Source organism: Edaphobacter sp. 4G125, from assembly GCF_014274685.1.
Classification (GTDB): domain Bacteria; phylum Acidobacteriota; class Terriglobia; order Terriglobales; family Acidobacteriaceae; genus Edaphobacter.
In genome coordinates, this window is record NZ_CP060393.1 from 2,744,209 (window position 1) to 2,759,912 (window position 15,704).

10 protein-coding genes are annotated in these 15,704 nt (G+C 51.1%); 3 read left to right on the top strand and 7 right to left on the bottom strand.

The features are described from left to right. Positions 1 to 2: 2 nt before the first annotated feature. From H7846_RS11470 to msrP, 3 genes are all read right to left on the bottom strand, one after another. Entirely contained in the window at positions 3 to 2,090 is a 2,088-nt protein-coding gene (locus tag H7846_RS11470; protein WP_186692232.1) for a DUF1800 domain-containing protein, read from the bottom strand. A gap of 256 nt (positions 2,091 to 2,346) precedes the next feature. Beyond that, positions 2,347 to 3,069 (bottom strand): protein-methionine-sulfoxide reductase heme-binding subunit MsrQ, encoded by a 723-nt coding sequence (locus H7846_RS11475; protein ID WP_255460581.1) that lies wholly within the window; start codon positions 3,067 to 3,069, stop codon positions 2,347 to 2,349. An 80-nt stretch (positions 3,070 to 3,149) separates the two neighbouring features. Beyond that, a complete protein-coding gene (gene msrP, locus H7846_RS11480) occupies positions 3,150 to 4,169 on the bottom strand; it encodes a protein-methionine-sulfoxide reductase catalytic subunit MsrP (protein ID WP_370561241.1) in 1,020 nt (339 codons plus the stop codon). Between the two features lie 94 nt (positions 4,170 to 4,263). On the opposite strand from msrP, the gene H7846_RS11485 reads away from it, so the two are divergent. The 3 genes from H7846_RS11485 to ligD all read left to right on the top strand — a co-directional run bounded on the left by H7846_RS11485 (position 4,264) and on the right by ligD (position 8,971). Continuing rightward, complete coding sequence (locus tag H7846_RS11485) at positions 4,264 to 5,034, top strand: 2-keto-4-pentenoate hydratase (RefSeq protein WP_186692233.1); 771 nt, start codon at positions 4,264 to 4,266, stop codon at positions 5,032 to 5,034. A 206-nt stretch (positions 5,035 to 5,240) separates the two neighbouring features. After that, positions 5,241 to 6,182 carry a non-homologous end joining protein Ku gene (ku, locus tag H7846_RS11490; protein WP_186692234.1) on the top strand — a complete coding sequence of 314 codons (942 nt, stop codon included), beginning with the start codon at positions 5,241 to 5,243 and terminating at the stop codon, positions 6,180 to 6,182. A 50-nt stretch (positions 6,183 to 6,232) separates the two neighbouring features. Beyond that, a complete protein-coding gene (gene ligD / locus H7846_RS11495; protein WP_186696342.1) occupies positions 6,233 to 8,971 on the top strand; it encodes a DNA ligase D in 2,739 nt (912 codons plus the stop codon). Here ligD and H7846_RS11500 read toward each other — a convergent pair. The 4 genes from H7846_RS11500 to H7846_RS11515 all read right to left on the bottom strand — a co-directional run bounded on the left by H7846_RS11500 (position 8,968) and on the right by H7846_RS11515 (position 15,693). Beyond that, the gene (locus H7846_RS11500) at positions 8,968 to 9,849 is read right to left on the bottom strand and encodes a dimethylarginine dimethylaminohydrolase family protein (RefSeq protein ID WP_186692235.1); all 882 of its coding nucleotides are present in this window, start codon (positions 9,847 to 9,849) and stop codon (positions 8,968 to 8,970) included. The genes ligD and H7846_RS11500 overlap by 4 nt on opposite strands. Positions 9,850 to 9,945: 96 nt before the next feature. Continuing rightward, positions 9,946 to 11,070 carry a 4-hydroxyphenylpyruvate dioxygenase gene (gene hppD, locus H7846_RS11505; protein WP_186692237.1) on the bottom strand — a complete coding sequence of 375 codons (1,125 nt, stop codon included), beginning with the start codon at positions 11,068 to 11,070 and terminating at the stop codon, positions 9,946 to 9,948. A 61-nt stretch (positions 11,071 to 11,131) separates the two neighbouring features. Next, positions 11,132 to 12,439 (bottom strand): fumarylacetoacetase, encoded by a 1,308-nt coding sequence (gene fahA, locus H7846_RS11510; protein ID WP_186692239.1) that lies wholly within the window; start codon positions 12,437 to 12,439, stop codon positions 11,132 to 11,134. A gap of 68 nt (positions 12,440 to 12,507) precedes the next feature. After that, positions 12,508 to 15,693, bottom strand: a complete 3,186-nt coding sequence (locus H7846_RS11515) for an efflux RND transporter permease subunit (protein ID WP_186692241.1) — start codon at positions 15,691 to 15,693, stop codon at positions 12,508 to 12,510. Between the last annotated feature and the right edge of the window lie 11 nt (positions 15,694 to 15,704).

A 15,704-nucleotide genomic window follows, 5' to 3' on the forward strand; every position in this document is an offset into this window, starting at 1 on the left:
TTTTATCGCTGTTGAAACTCCGGGCTTCCCATAACAAGAGCTGCAAGAAGATTCAGGGTATCTGTTGGTTGTGCCGTCGGAGTGGCGAGTTTTTCCATCTGCTGATGGATCAGGTCATTTGTCTTCGCGGACACCTCGCCCTCGACCAGAGAGGATTCCAGAATATGCAGGGCAAAGTCCTGGCCGCTAAGAGGTGACGAAGCTGACGCTTGCATGAGCGACGCCTGCGCAAGATGCGGTCTCGAAGGAGTGGATAGGACCGAGGCAGGAAGGACGGAAGGCTGGCTCATCAACCCCAGAGCCAGAACATGGGCGGAATCGAATTTCTGATTCGCAAATTTATTACTGGTGAGGGCATAAGCGAAGTTCAGACGGTCGACGAGCGCAGCAGAGTTCATCCAACGGTCAGCCGTGATGTAGTATCCAGTGGGCGGGAGGGCATAGTACGGAGGCATTCCCATCGTTCTAAGTGTTTGGACGAGAGCACCAGGATTGATCGGATCAGTAGCGGTTGTCCGAAAAGCAGAGGCGACGAACTCAAATGGAGTCTTGACCTTGTTGTGGAAGTACTTCCGGGAATTGAACTCCGGCGATTGAATGAGTGTGCGCAGAATGGCCTTGATGTCTCCGCCAGTAGAGAGCCAGGTGGCTGCCATGCGATCGACCAGCGCAGGCGGTGGATCATCCGCGACAAAACGCTGCGCGATTTTGTAACTGATGAAGTGAGCTGTTTTGGGGCTCTGTGCGAGGATCGTGAGGGCTTGAATCCCCTCGTTCATTCCTGGAGGCGTATTGGACTGAGTTGGAGCGGTAGAAGCATCGATGGTGTGTCCGAACCACTGCTTAAGACCGGGCTCGTGGCGGCGAGGCTCGTAAACAAAGGGTCCGGCCTGATGCGGTCGATCGACAGTCCAACCGGTGAGGATTGCGGAGAGTGCCGTTACGTCGGCCTGAGTATAGCCACCATTAACTCCAACGGTATGGAGTTCCATTACTTCGCGGCCATAATTTTCGTTGAGTCCGCGATTCCCTTTCTTTGCCCTGGGATTTGCGGGATTGACGCCATTCGCGATGGAGTCAGGACCGATGGACTGCCAGTTGTCGAGATAAACCATCATGGCAGGCGAGGTAGCCGTGGCAAGGAGAAGATCGCGGAACTTTCCCAGCGCGTGCTTGCGAATGACGTCGCGCTCGTAGCTGGTGGTATACCACTGGTCGGAATCTTTTCCGATGTAGACATTGAAGTGGTTAAACCAGAAGTCGGTCATGACTTCCTGAAGCTGTCGTTCGGAGAGAATGGCCCGAAGAAGCTTCGCCTGGGAAAGCTCACTGGCGATTTGACCGGACGAGCCGACGTTGGCAGCCATTGCGTTAAAGATCTCTCGCTCGCGAGGCGTGAACTGCGAGAGGAGAAGATTCCGCTGGTCTCCAGCAACATAGGTGGTAAAGGCGATACGGTCGGCCACAGGAAGCTTGATCAGAGCGCTCATGCGCTGATCGCGAGGAAGCGCAAATAGAGTACCGGCAATTCGTGCTGCTGTTGCCTGATCCTGTTTCTTCTGTTCGGCTAATTGAGCGTCGGAAGGTGGCTGGGTTGAGGAATTGGCTTCGGTCTTCTTCTCTACATTCTCGCGATAGAGCTTCTGCATCTGCACTTCGTAGACTGCAGCAAGATAGGGGTCTGTCGGAGGGCGGAGTTTTTCGTCGGCAATGGCTCGGATGGTGCCACGATCTGGAAAAGCCGTGAGTGCCTGCTCAGGAGTCATCGTCAGCGTGGGATAGTCGACAAGCCGTTTGGCGAGGGCAGAGTCGTCAATGCTGTCGGGATTGAGCTGTTGCTCCAACCAGGTGTCTGCTCCCATGGCAAGCACTCGGTCGACATCACCAGGACGAGGGCCAAAGGTAAACCGGCTTAGAAGCTGTACAACACGCTCCCTCTGGTTAAGAGGGGCCAAGGGCGGCTCTTTCGCGGTACGCTTCGTTGTTCTCGCTGATGCAGCGGCGGCAGAATGGGCGGGTTTCCTGGGCGTCTGGTTCTGCCCATAGAGAGGAACAAAAGCCAGAGCAAGTACTGCAACGGCAACGCGCATATTTACTCCCCCGGAGATTAGACAGAGGTTTGAAGAAAGAAGTTGTGGCAACAGAATCTCGGCAACTCACTTTAAGGCATTGCATTCCGGAGGAAAAGGCTGAAGGATAACGAGATGGTGATCGTTCTCCACCTGGTGCTTGTGGCTGTATGCTTCGTTCTGCTGCTGGCCTTTGCCGTGATCGGGATTCGAGCCTTGTGGCGCTGGGTCAGCGGTAAGAGAACGGGTTCATAAATCTCATCCACAACCAAACGGTCTAATGCCTTGCTGGATAGACAGTAACGTGTGCCTCTGATCTCCGGATAGCGCTATAAATCAGGCGCGCAAAGAACAAGACAATTAGAATCGCGGTCACCTTCCAAGGCGTGCGAACTCCTGTTTTGACCAGCCACCAGAAATGGATGACCGCTGCCACCGCAGCAACATAGACGAAGCAATGCAGGCGCTGCCAGTTTTTCCCTCCCATTGCACGCAACATGAACGAGGGTGAGGTTACAGCCAAAGCAAGCAGGATGACCCATGCCAGGAAACCAACCTGAATAAAACGGCGTTTCAGGACGTCGTCCCAGATTGTGGGCCAGATCTGCTTCCACTCCTCGAAGATTGCACCAGGGTGCCCCGCGCGAGTGGCTACCAGAACTGAAGGCAGATCGTATCCGGAGAAAAGAAAGATATAGGTGGCCAAGTGCAATGAAGCGTAAAAGAAGGCATAGAGGCCAATGAGCCGCCGGAAACGAACCAGCCATGCAATCTGCGGGGAGAGGCGGCGGATTGGCGTAATCGCAAGCGAAATGAGGAGCATCCACAAAGCCCAGTTCCCCGTAAAGTGGGTGATCCAGGCGACAGGATCAGGATCGAGCGCTAGCGCTCCGCTCTGGTAGAGGCGCAGGAGATAAAAGAACGGCGCAAGGCAGAGCAGGTGGACGATTGCCTTGAGGAGCATCATGAAACGCTTGGTCATGAAAATGATATGAGTCATTTATACGCTGTACCGCAACAGATTCCGCTGAAAGGCGGGTTCATCCGTTGTGCTACGGAATGGCGGGCTCAAGACGAACATTAGTAATACTTCTTGAGATCCATTCCGCTATAAAGACTGGCGACCTCATCGTAGCCATTGAACATCTGCGTGGGAATCGTGCGGGGAAACGTAGAGCTATCGATGCGTCGCTCGTGGGCCTGGCTCCAGCGAGGATGATCAACATGCGGATTGACGTTGGAGTAAAAGCCATACTCGCGCGAATTGATCTCGTTCCAGGTTGTTCGGGGCTGTTTGTCAGTGAAGTTAATACGGACGATTGATTTCGCGTTTTTGAAACCGTACTTCCAGGGCATGACGACGCGAATCGGCGCTCCGTTCTGGTTGGGGAGGACCTGGCCGTAACAACCAAAGGTGAGAAGCGCGAGAGGGTGCATAGCTTCATCTAGTCGCAGCCCTTCGGTATAGGGCCAGTCATAGCCTCCGGGAAGGTCGGGCATCTGTTTGCGATCGACGAGGGTGAAAAACTGAACATATTTCGCACTAGGAAGGGGCTCGCAGAGATTTATAAGCTCCGATAGCGAGTAACCATCCCAGGGGATCACCATGGACCAGGCTTCGACGCATCGATGTCGATATATTCGTGATTCGATTGAGCGGTACTTCAGAAGCGTGTCGATATCCAAAGTCTGTGGCTTTTTGACCATTCCTGTTACATGAATGGTCCAGGGCCTCGTCCTGAGAGTGTGAGCGTTTTTGGCCGGATCATCCTTCTCGGTGCCGAACTCGTAAAAATTGTTGTAATGGGTTGCTTTAGCAAACGGAGTCTGATTCTCAGAGGTGGTGTATTTGCTCGGAGCCGCTGGCAGAGCCTGCGCGTGGACAGTAGTTTCAGGCTCCAGAAATCCAGGGATTCGGCTGGCAAAGAACGCTCCAACTCCGGTGGTTACCACTCCAGTAAGAATCCGACGGCGATTCTGCTGAAAGCGCTCAAACGCACTTTGCGGAGTTATCTCGGAAGAACGGAGATCGGAACCAATCACTTTCGAACCACGAATCAGCATGGCAGCGCCAAAATTCCCTTCGTCTAGTTGGATCAAGAATGACTGCTAAAGGTAACAGTTGTGCACAAATTTCTCCAGAAATCGCGTCTGGAGTTGCCTTCCTCGAACAGAAGAGAGCAAACTGTCTGGCATGATTACTGCTGCTCGTGAAAAAGACCTGATGAGTGCAGCTGACCTGCTGCTCGATGCTCGACGAACCTGCCACCCAATCGTAGACCTTCCAATTGAGCTACGCCCGAAAACACTAGAAGAGGCTTATTTTGTGCAAGATAGGATGTCCTGGGCATATGAGGAGAACGGTGGATGGAAGGTGGGCGCTCCAACTGCCGACGCTACGCCTTCTTTTGCTCCGATGCCGGCGGCCTGGATTACATGCAGCGGATGCGATCTGAGGGGAGTGACCCATCGCTACCGCGGAATCGAAGCAGAGATCGCATTCAAGATGGGGACCGATCTACCACCACGCGATACACCTTATACCCGTGAAGAGGTGATTGCTGCGATTGCCAGTATGCATCCTGCGATTGAAATTCTTGAAACGGCACTACTGGATCCTGCGCAGGCAACGAAACTTACCGCAACCGCCGATATGGCCGTGCATGGTGGATTCGTCTATGGCGAGGCGGTCCCGAACTGGCATAATATCGACTTTTCTACCGAGTCTGTATCGGTCTCAATCGATGGAGCCGTGCGAGTGGAGCGTAGGGGATCCAATACTGCTGGCGACCTGATGCGACTACTCCCATGGCTGGCGAATGAAGGAGCGAGCCGCACCGAAGGACTGAAAAAAGGCGACTGGATTACTACTGGAAGCTGGACTGGAAATACTCCAGCCAATGCCGGTTCGGTTGTGGAAGCGCGATTTGCATCCTGCAAGCCAGTAATCTTCCGTTTTGCTTGATGCAAACCTACAGGTTTCGACATAACAAACACTGCATAACGGGCTTCCCTGAAGAACACACCGTATCTATGGTGTGCCTCTTCAGGGGGCCCAAAATGTTGTGCAATTTTGGCATCCTTCAGAGTATCGTGGGGAATCTGATGGAATAGGTACAAGTTACCTAGAAACGACTGCGCTTAGCAGAACTTGTCTGTGAGGTTGATGGAATGGCACGTCCTTACTGGTCTGGGCAGATCCAGATATCGCTGGTGTCCTTTGGCGTAAAGCTGTTTGTGGCTACAGAATCCAAGAGCGAGATTCGTTTTCACCAGATCAACCGAAAGACGGGAGAACGCGTGCGGCACCAGAAGGTTGCTGCGAGCTCGATCGAGGACAATCCAGGCGAAGCCGCAGAGGCAATCGACAAGGGCGACATTGTAAAAGGCTACGAATATCGCAAGGGCGAATACGTCATGATCGAGCCCAAGGAGTTGGAAGAGCTCCGTATTCCCTCTAAACATGCAATTGAGGTATCCCAGTTTATTGATCTGAATGAATTGACTCCGGAGTATATGGAAAAGCCGTATTTCATTGTTCCGGAAGATGACGTTCAGACAGAGGCCTATACCGTGGTGCGCGCTGCACTCAAGAAGAGCAAGAAGGCCGCATTAGGAAAGATCGCCTTTGGGGGACGAGAACATGTCTTTGCGATTACGGCGAGTGAGGACGACAAGCTGGGCGGCATGATGGGATACACCATGCGGTATCAGGACGAACTTCGAGATCCCGCAGAGTACTTCAAGGACATCAAAAAAGTTGCTGTCAATCAAGACTCTCTTGAACTGGCTTTGGAACTGATCAAGCGAAAAGCTACAAAGTTCGAACCCAATAAATTCAAAGACCAATATGAGGCAGCCGTCCGAGAACTTGTCGAGGCAAAGATTCAGAATCTGCCGATACCGAAGGAAGAAGAAGCTGCTCCGCGACGCGGACAGGTGATTAACCTGATGGATGCTCTACGCAAGAGCGTTGGCGGGAAAGAGGTGGAAGCAACTTCTTCTACCAAGAAGAAACCGTCTTCCTCCGTTCGATCTGCTGCATCCAAAGAAAAGGAAGGCATTTCGCTGGTAAAGCCGGGGAAATCTTCAGGTAAGCGGAAGTCGGCGTAACAGGCTTCGTCAAAAATCGTGACCGCAGATGCTGACGTGCAGGAGCAATGATGGCGGGTTCGAGAAAGACAGCCTTAAAAAAGGCGACCAAGTCTGCAGCGAAGAAGAAATTATATATCCAACAGAACGATGCGGCAGATGCTGTGGATGAGCAGCTTGCACGCTATCGTTCCATGCGCGACTTCAATATCACCTCGGAACCCAGTGGCAAGGATAGCGATAGTACCTCTGTCGAAGGACTTCCCTTCTGCATACAAAAGCATGCTGCCTCGCATCTGCATTACGACTTTCGGCTGGGGTGGAATGGTGTTTTGAAAAGCTGGGCCATCGCCAAAGGACCTAGCTATTTCACCGGAGACAAACGGCTGGCCGTACAGGTGGAAGATCATCCTCTGGAATACGGAGGGTTCGAAGGAATCATCCCGAAGGGTCAGTATGGCGGCGGAACAGTAATGTTGTGGGACCAGGGAACATGGGACCCACAGCCTGGATATACCGATGTCAACGCAGGATTGAGAGATGGAAGTCTGAAGTTTATTTTGCATGGGGCAAAGCTTCAGGGGAAATGGGCTTTGATCCGCATGGGAGGTAAATGGGCAAAAGAGAAAAAGCCCAACTGGCTGCTGATCAAAGAACATGATGAATTCGAGAGAAAACAGGATGAAACACCGATTACAGAATCAGAACCAGACAGCGTTGTGACCGGACGCTCCATTGAAGAGATTGCCAACAGTGGAGATCATGTCTGGAACTCAAAGGATACTCGCTCGGGAGAAAAGGCGTGGTTTCGCAAGGAACCAACAAAAGGCGCTACGAAACGCATACCGTCGAGCTTTCAACAACGGCTTAAGGAAATTCCGAAAGAAAAGCAGCCTGAGTTTCTGCCGCCTCAACTAGCGTCCATGAAAGAGGTGCCACCGTCAGGAGTTGGCTGGCTGCACGAGTTGAAGTTGGACGGATACAGGATTCAAGCGCGCAAGGATGGCGATCGCGTACAGATGTTGACTCGAAAGGGGCTGGACTGGACACATCGAATGCAGACGACGGCAAATGAAATCGCAAAGCTTGCGGTCGATCAAGCAACTTTAGATGGAGAGCTTGTCGTTCTCAAGCCAAATGGAACGACGAGCTTTGCTGATCTGCAAATTTCACTGCAAGAGGGAGCTCAACATACAGTTACTTACTTTGCATTTGATCTATTGCACTTGGAGGGTAAAAACACACGCGATCTCCCCCTCAAAGAACGCAAGGCTTTGTTAAGTGACCTTCTGGTTGACATCAATCAGGACCTGCTGCGGCTCAGCGAGCACATCGAAACCGAGGATGCCAGAGCACTGTTACACAAGGCGTGCGAATTACAAGCTGAGGGGCTCCTTTCAAAGAACGCGAACGGACGATATATTTCTGGTCGCAGCAGTGACTGGATCAAAACAAAGTGTCTGCACGAACAAGAGTTTGTGATTGGAGGTTACACTCTTCCCTCAAATGATATTCGCGGCGTAGGTGCGCTGCTATTGGGTTACTACGATCGGGGGAAGTTGATTTACGCAGGACGCGCTGGAACTGGATTCAACCATAAGACCCACAAGCTGGTACGCGATTGTCTGGAAGAATTAGCGCAAGAAAAGAGCCCTTTCGCTAGCCTGCCAGGAGATGCACGAAAGGACGCACTTTGGGTAAGACCAGAGATGGTAGCTCAAGTGCGGTTCGCGACATGGACAGCAGACAATCTGATTCGGCAAGCAGCCTTTCTTGGATTACGAGAAGACAAACCCGCTAAAGAAGTTGTACGCGAAGAGCCTGATACATCCATCGGCCCCAAGCGGGCAAGAGGGCGGCACCTGCATTCTCCGCAAGGAGAAGTTGAGGTACCAAGCAGAAAGACAACTGAGAAAAAAGATGTTGAGGGTAACGAACATGCATCGATACGTTTGACTCACCCGGAAAAAATATTGGATGAAGCATCGGGCATGACAAAACAGATACTTGCAGATTATTACTGGGCGATTGCGGAATGGATGCTTCCTCAGATTGAGGGTCGTCCTGTGAGCCTGGTGAGGTGTCCTGAAGGCTCAGGAAAGCCTTGTTTCTTTCAGAAACATGTGAACTCCATGCTTCCGAAGGGGATCGGCAGCGTCGATATTGCAGATAAGAAGGGAAAGGTAGAACCCTATATCACCCTAAATACCGTCGAGGCTCTAGCCGGACTGGCTCAATTGGGGGTCCTTGAGGTGCATCCATGGGGATCGCGCAATGAAGATCTGGAACATCCAGACCGATTGATCTTCGATCTCGATCCCGATGAGGAACTGGATTGGTCGGAGATTGTTGATGCCGCATTTGAACTTCGAAGAGGATTAAAGAAGCTCAAGATCGAAAGCTTTGTAAAGACCACTGGAGGCAAAGGACTACATATCATTGCGCCGATCAAAGCAGAGCATACATGGCCAGAAGTCAAGGAGTTCGCGCGTAAATTTGCACTCGTCATGGAGAAAAATGCGCCACAACGATATCTGACGAAGATGACCAAGGCAGCGCGGCGAGGGAAAATCTATCTGGATTATCTGAGAAATGAGCGTGGTGCTACTTCAGTTGCGGCTTATTCGCCTCGCGCGCGAATTGGCGCTCCTGTTTCAATGCCCCTACTCTGGACTGAGTTACAGAAGTCGACAGAAAGGCCCGTCTTTCGCGTTGCCGAATTAGCAGAATGGAAGTCCCGATTGAAGCAAGATCCCTGGAAGGATCTTTCGAAAATCAAACAGCAATTACAGTTGGGTCTCGTCGATTAACCAGCCAAGTTTGGATTCGATTTACTGAGCTTCATCACAAGACATTTCGCAGCTCCACCAGCCTTCAAAAATTCACTCAAATCCAATGAAACGACTTTGAATCCTACAGCGTTAAGTCGTTCCGACAATTCCCTGCTGACGTTGTTAATCAAGACAGTACGATCGATATTGATTGCATTGCAGGCAAACCGGGTTGCATCTGCTTCGGAGACGATGATCCGCTTGTGTGAAGGATAAAAATTTTCAATTTGGGCGATAGAAACCGCATCAAAAGCAACCGGATAATACATGACGTAGCCATTGCTCAGAGGTGCAAAGCAAGTATCCAGGTGGTAGAAGCGTGGATCTACAAGATGTAATGATACCGTTTCGACATTCCATGCGCGTTCAAGGTAGCGATGGCTCTCCTTCGCAGTTCTCATTCCATAGCCCGCCCACAAACGCGAACCAGCTGCTGAAAAAAGAGCGTCTCCCTCGCCTTCAAATGGCGTTTCTCGCGGGACTTCGATTACCGCGTATCCGAAAAGCTGAAACCATTGCTTGAAGTACGGCTCTTCGGCTTGACGTTCTGGATGAAAAAAATGACTAAGTACAACGATCCCATCGCGTTCCAAACCAGCATTTGCAGTGAAGACCATGTCGGGTGAACCTGGCTGAGGATCAATCAACTGGATCTCTGCTATCTCCTCAAGTGCGTTATAAAGACGCTGCCACTGGGCTAATGCGCGTTGTCGCGATGTCGCATGAAGATTGTCGGTCATCCATGGGTTGATGACATAGGTGACATCGTAAAGACGCGGGGAACACATCAAGTAGGCAGATTTTGGTGAGACCACCAGTGGAATGGGTTGCGAGAGTTCGATCGTTTGTGTGCTCATGAGGACTTCTCTATCACGAGCATGGACTGCACCTAAGTCATAGTCAACACGAATGATTATGCAGGCGAAGATGAATAATCATTCGCTCAAATTCTGCTAGAGATTGCCACGAAGCGCTTGCTCTCGCTCGATTGCTTCAAAGAGTGCTTTGAAATTTCCTTTTCCAAAACTGCGAGAACCTTTGCGCTGGATGATCTCATAAAAGAGCGTCGGGCGATCTTCTACTGGACGCGTAAAGATCTGCAGCATGTATCCTTCATCGTCGCGGTCTACAAGAATTCCTAAATGCTCAAGCTCTTCGATCGGCTCATCAATATGGCCTACACGGCTTTGAAGCTCTGTGTAGTAAGTATGAGGAACAGTTAGGAACTCAACTCCCTGCCGCTGCAACTTTGAAACCGCCGCCAGGATATCGGAGGTGGCAAGCGCGATATGTTGGACCCCGGGCCCTTTGTAGAACTCCAGATATTCTTCAATCTGAGATTTGCGTCTTCCTTCGGCAGGCTCGTTGATCGGAAATTTAACATAGCCATTGCCATTCGCCATTACCTTCGACATCAAGGCCGAGTATTCGGTAGAGATGTCTTTATCATCGAAGTGCTGATAGAGAGAGAAACCCATCACCTTCGCGTAAAAGTCCACCCATTCATTCATGGCGTGCCAACCTACGTTTCCTACCATGTGATCGATATGAAGCAATCCAACGGGGCGTGCAATTGCATCACGCTCTACCGCACGAAAACCAGGAAGGAATGGGCCGTTGTAATGGGTTCGATCAACGAAGGTATGAATGGTATCGCCATAGGTTGCGATCGATGAAACCACAGCGCGCCCATAATCATCTTTTAGTTCAGCAGGTTCATGAATATTTCGTGCTCCTCGACTTGTGGTTTCATGCCACGCCTGGCGAGCATCATCTACCCAGAGAGCAATGACGCGAACCCCATCTCCATGCCGATTAACGTGCTCGGCAATGGCAGAATCAGGTTGCAATGACGTTGTAAAAACAAAGCGAACTTTTCCCTGCTGTAACACATAGGACGCTCGATCGCGCTGTCCTGTCTCCGGCCCTGCATAGGCAACAAGCGTCATTCCAAAGGCTGCACGGTAGTAATACGCAGACTGCCGTGCATTCCCCACATAAAATTCGACATAATCCGTTCCCTTGAGGGGGAGAAAATCCGTAGCTTTGGCAGGAGCGGCTTGGGTTAGTGTGGCCATTGCGATACCTCCATCGCTTCCAATTCGCATCGATGAGGATATTCCATCGAACCAATATTGGCTAGTCGACAGAATGCGGAGAGATGATCTTTCCGCAACACTCTCCCAAGCCGATACGAGGGTACCCCAAACGCGCGCAGGAACCGCGCAGAATCACTTCGTCATTATCTTGAAGGAACACTCGCGTCTCTCCTGTCGGCAGGAGCAAGGGGTTCCTTCCGTTTTTGGTCAGTTCAAGCAAGCATCCTGCCGCAGAGAGGTCACGACCAGAGATTGTGCCAGTAGCGATAACATCGCCCACCTGGAGATTGCAACCATTACTGGTGTGATGAGCAATCATCTGAGCGACTGTCCAATAGAGACCCTGCGAGTTCGACTGGCCGATTCGAAATGGTGCAATTCTTTGTTCACGCATAGCAGGAGTCAGCAAATATGCTTCCAAGGTAATGTCGAACGCTCCGCTTTTCTGATCTTCGGAGGAAGTGAGATACGGCAATGGCTGGGGATCAGCGCTTTGGCGTAAAGACGCCGGAGAACGAAATGGTACAAGAGCTGCAATAGGAGTGATCCACGGAGAGATCGTTGTCGCAAAATTCTTCCCTAAAAATGGACCAAGTGGCTGATACTCCCACGCTTGAATGTCTCGAGCAGACCAATCGTTCAGCAGAGAGAGGCCAAAGATATATTGCTGCGCCCGATCGATCAGAATTGGAGAACCAAGGAGATTCGATTGTCCCACATAAAAAGCCAATTCCAGCTCAAAGTCCAGGGCATTTGTCGGCAAGAATGCGGGTGGTTCGCCAACGGTACCGGGCCGCAACTGCCCTCTGGGGCGAGCGACTGAAGTGTTGCTTGTGATGATCGAGGAGGCCCTTCCGTGGTAAGCGATCGGGACGTACTTATAGTTTGGAAGAAGTGGTTGATCAGGGCGAAAGAGTTCCCCTACACGATATGCATGATGAATCGATGCATAAAAGTCAGTATAGTTTGGGATGTTAACCGGGTTTAGTAAAACAGCTTCGCTTATGGGATAAAGAGCGGTTTCCACCACTTTCTGAACTTTGGAAGGAGCGTCTTGTCGAAGCAGATTCGTCAGCGTATCCCGAAGAAACATCCAGGAAGTTGTCCCCAAACTCATCAAGGGATTAAGGACAGGCTGACAACAGGGTTCAATAAGTGCTTTTGGAAACAGACCGAATTGAGCGCATTGATAAAGATCGACAAGGGATGAACCAATCGCTACGCAGAGGTGCTGCCCCTCTGTCACCTTGAACGCCCCATATGGAAGATGCGTAAGTGGGAAGTCAGCATCAGGATCATTGGCTGACGCGATCCAACTTTCTGATACCCAAGAGCTTTGCTTGGCCATGGAGCATGATAGCTCTTAAAGAATTGAACCCGCCGTAAAGGCGGGCTCAAAGGTTACTTGTTTGGCTACTACTGATTGATCGTCACCTGCTGTTGCTCCAGCGCCGTTTCATCGTCGTCACAACCATCCTGACGAGACTTCGGGCGAGAACTGAAGCGAACCAGGATGCTCTTTACAACGACATAAAGAACAGGAATGAAGAACAGATTCAGGAAGGTGGAGAGCACCATGCCACCAACAATGGCAGTACCAACCGAGTGACGTCCGAGAGCACCAGCACCCGTGGCAAAATACAACGGTAATACACCCAAGATAAAGGCAATGGATGTCATCAAAATCGGGCGCAGACGAAGTTCGGCAGCAACGATCGCCGCTTCAAGGACCGATTTGCCATGTTCGATCTGCTGCTCAGCAAATTCCACGATAAGAATCGAGTTTTTCGCTGAGAGTCCAATCAGCATGACTAAGCCGATCTGTACATAGACATCATTGACCAGTCCTCTGGCACTAACCAACCCTAGAGCACCGAGAACAGCCATTGGAACGGCCAGCAGAATAATAAACGGGAGGACCCAGCTCTCATACTGGGCTGCAAGTGTCAGGTAGACCACTAACAGACCGAGCCCAAAGATGATTGCAGCCTTACCGCTGGATTCAATTTCTTCAAGCGCAAGACCAGTCCATGAGAACATCATGCCCTGCATCTTGTTCTTTTCGAAGAGCTCCTGCATCTTCTGAAGGCCTTGCCCTGAACTCAACCCTGGAGCCGCTCCACCGTCGATTTCTGCAGAACGGAAGATGTTGTAGTGATAGATAACCTGCGGTCCAGACGTCTCTTTAATCGAGACCAGATTATCAAGCGGGATCATTTGTCCACTGTTGGAACGTACGTAGAACTGTCGCAGGTCCTTGGAATTACGTCGGAATTCTTGATCCGCCTGTACATAGACACGATAGGAACGATTATTGAAATCAAAATCATTGACGTAACTGGAACCCATGTAAGTGCCTAGGGCGGAGGTTACCTGTTCCAGTGGCACACCAATCGACTTTGCTTTCTCGCGATCGATGGTTACAAAGAGCTGCGGATCATTGGCGGTGTACGGAGTATATAAGCCAACAAGTCCCGACTTTGGATCACGGCTTTGACCGACCATCGTATGGGCTACCCGATCGATGTCTTCAAATGTGTTGCGCCCCTGGTCCTGCAACATGAACTGGAATCCACCGACCGAACCGATACCTTGAATGGCAGGCGGTTCGAAGGCAGCGACAATACCACCAGGAATTTGCATCAACTTTGGAGCCAGTTCGGCCACGATGTCGTGGGCTGAATGCCCTGGACCCTTCTTACCCCGCTCTTCGATGGGCTTGAGAGGAGCAAAAATCACGCCTGAATTTGGAGAGCTTCCACCAGCGAGCGAAAATCCCATAACGGAGAACGTTCCAAAAACATCATCGTTCTTCCGGATAACATCTGCTGCACGATCTGCCAATTCGGTCGTATAAGCTAGCGAAGCTCCGGGAGGGGCCTGCACCAAGTTAATGAAGTAATTCTGGTCTTCTGTAGGGACAAAAGCCGTCGGCACGTGGTTATACATATAGACCGTGCCTGCAAGACCCGCCGCAAAAAGCAGGAGCATCACGGTTTTCATCCTGACCACGTGAGTCACGAGATAGGCATATCCAGAGATAACCTTTTGGAGCCCCTTTTCAAACAGGCCGAGGAGGCCACCGTGAGCCCGCTCGGGCCTGAGCAGAATCGCAGCCAATGCGGGAGACAACGTAAGAGCATTGAAGGCTGAAATCGCAATCGAGAATGCGATCGTTAGTGAGAATTGTTTGTAGAGGATGCCCGTTGTCCCCGGGAAGAAGCTGACCGGAATGAATACTGAGATGAGCACTAGTGAAGTTGCGATAACTGCACTGGTGACCTCGGCCATCGCATCAGAGGTAGCTCGATGGCTGTCGCAATGCTGCTCATGAATATGACGCTGTACGTTTTCGATGACGACGATAGCGTCGTCAACGACCAGTCCTGTCGCAAGAACAATACCGAAGAGCGTCAGTGAATTGATGGAGAAGTCAAAGATCTTAATGAAGGCAAAAGTTCCGACCAGCGAAACGGGTATCGTCGCCGCAGGAATGATCGTAGCTCGCCAATCCTGAAGAAAGAAATAGATGACCAGGATAACGATGACGATCGCTTCAATAAGAGTATGGACGACGTCTGTGACGTTGTCGCCGATCACAGTCGTCGTATCAAAAGCAACAATATACTCCAAGCCTGGAGGAAAAGACTTGGAGAGCTCTTTTAGAACTGCTTTGCACTCTTTGTCGACTTCAAGCGCATTTGCGTTTGAAAGCTGCTGTACACCAATTCCGACGGCATCACCGCCAGAAAACTTCAGGCTGGTGTCATAACTCTCTGCTCCAACCTCGGCACGACCAACATCTTTGAGGAGAACGAGCCCGCCATTGGTCGGAGAGTTTTTGAGAATGATGTTTTCAAACTGCTGCGGGTCCGAGAGGCGTCCGACGACTCGAACGGCCATCTGATATTCTTGCGCGTTATCAGCAGGAGGACGTCCAAGTTGACCCGCAGCTACTTCAACGTTCTGCTCTGAAAGAGCATTCGTCACATCCAGCGCCGTAAGGCCACGGGCTGCTAGTTTAGCCGGGTCTAGCCAAATGCGCATTGCATATTTGCGCTCACCGAAGATGAGAACGTCGCCCACGCCTGGCACGCGCTTTAGTGCATCTTTGACGTATACATCCAGATAGTTCGAAATAAATTCTTGCGAGTATTTGCCATCACGAGAAAACACGCCCGCGGCAAAGACGAAGTTGCTGTTCGCCTTGGTGATGGTAATACCTGTTGCATTTACAGTTGCAGGAAGGCGTCCCTGTGCTGAGGCGACACGATTCTGCACGTCAACTGCAGCAATGGAAAGATCGTACCCAGTACGGAAGGTAATCGTAATTTGCGAAGTACCGTCGTTTGAGCTCGTAGAGCTCATGTACCGCATCCCCTCAACACCATTGATGGAGGTCTCGAGCGGAATTGTGACAGCAGACTCTACAATCTGCGAGTTGGCACCAATATAGTTGCTGGTCACCACAACCTGAGGCGGCGCTAGCTGGGGATAGAGAGAGATGGGGAGCGATGGAATAACAACTGCGCCTGCAAGAACAATAAGCAATGCGCAGACTGTCGCGAAGATCGGACGGCGAATAAAGAAATCGACAAACAAGGTGTACCTCT

Coding starts and splice junctions, on each gene's coding strand:
- H7846_RS11475 (WP_255460581.1), bottom strand. CDS start 3,069: ATGACTCATATCATTTTCATGACCAAGCGTTTCATGATGCTCCTCAAG.
- H7846_RS11500 (WP_186692235.1), bottom strand. CDS start 9,849: ATGAGCACACAAACGATCGAACTCTCGCAACCCATTCCACTGGTGGTC.
- hppD (WP_186692237.1), bottom strand. CDS start 11,070: ATGGCCACACTAACCCAAGCCGCTCCTGCCAAAGCTACGGATTTTCTC.
- ligD (WP_186696342.1), top strand. CDS start 6,233: ATGGCGGGTTCGAGAAAGACAGCCTTAAAAAAGGCGACCAAGTCTGCA.
- H7846_RS11470 (WP_186692232.1), bottom strand. CDS start 2,090: ATGCGCGTTGCCGTTGCAGTACTTGCTCTGGCTTTTGTTCCTCTCTAT.
- H7846_RS11485 (WP_186692233.1), top strand. CDS start 4,264: ATGATTACTGCTGCTCGTGAAAAAGACCTGATGAGTGCAGCTGACCTG.
- ku (WP_186692234.1), top strand. CDS start 5,241: ATGGCACGTCCTTACTGGTCTGGGCAGATCCAGATATCGCTGGTGTCC.
- fahA (WP_186692239.1), bottom strand. CDS start 12,439: ATGGCCAAGCAAAGCTCTTGGGTATCAGAAAGTTGGATCGCGTCAGCC.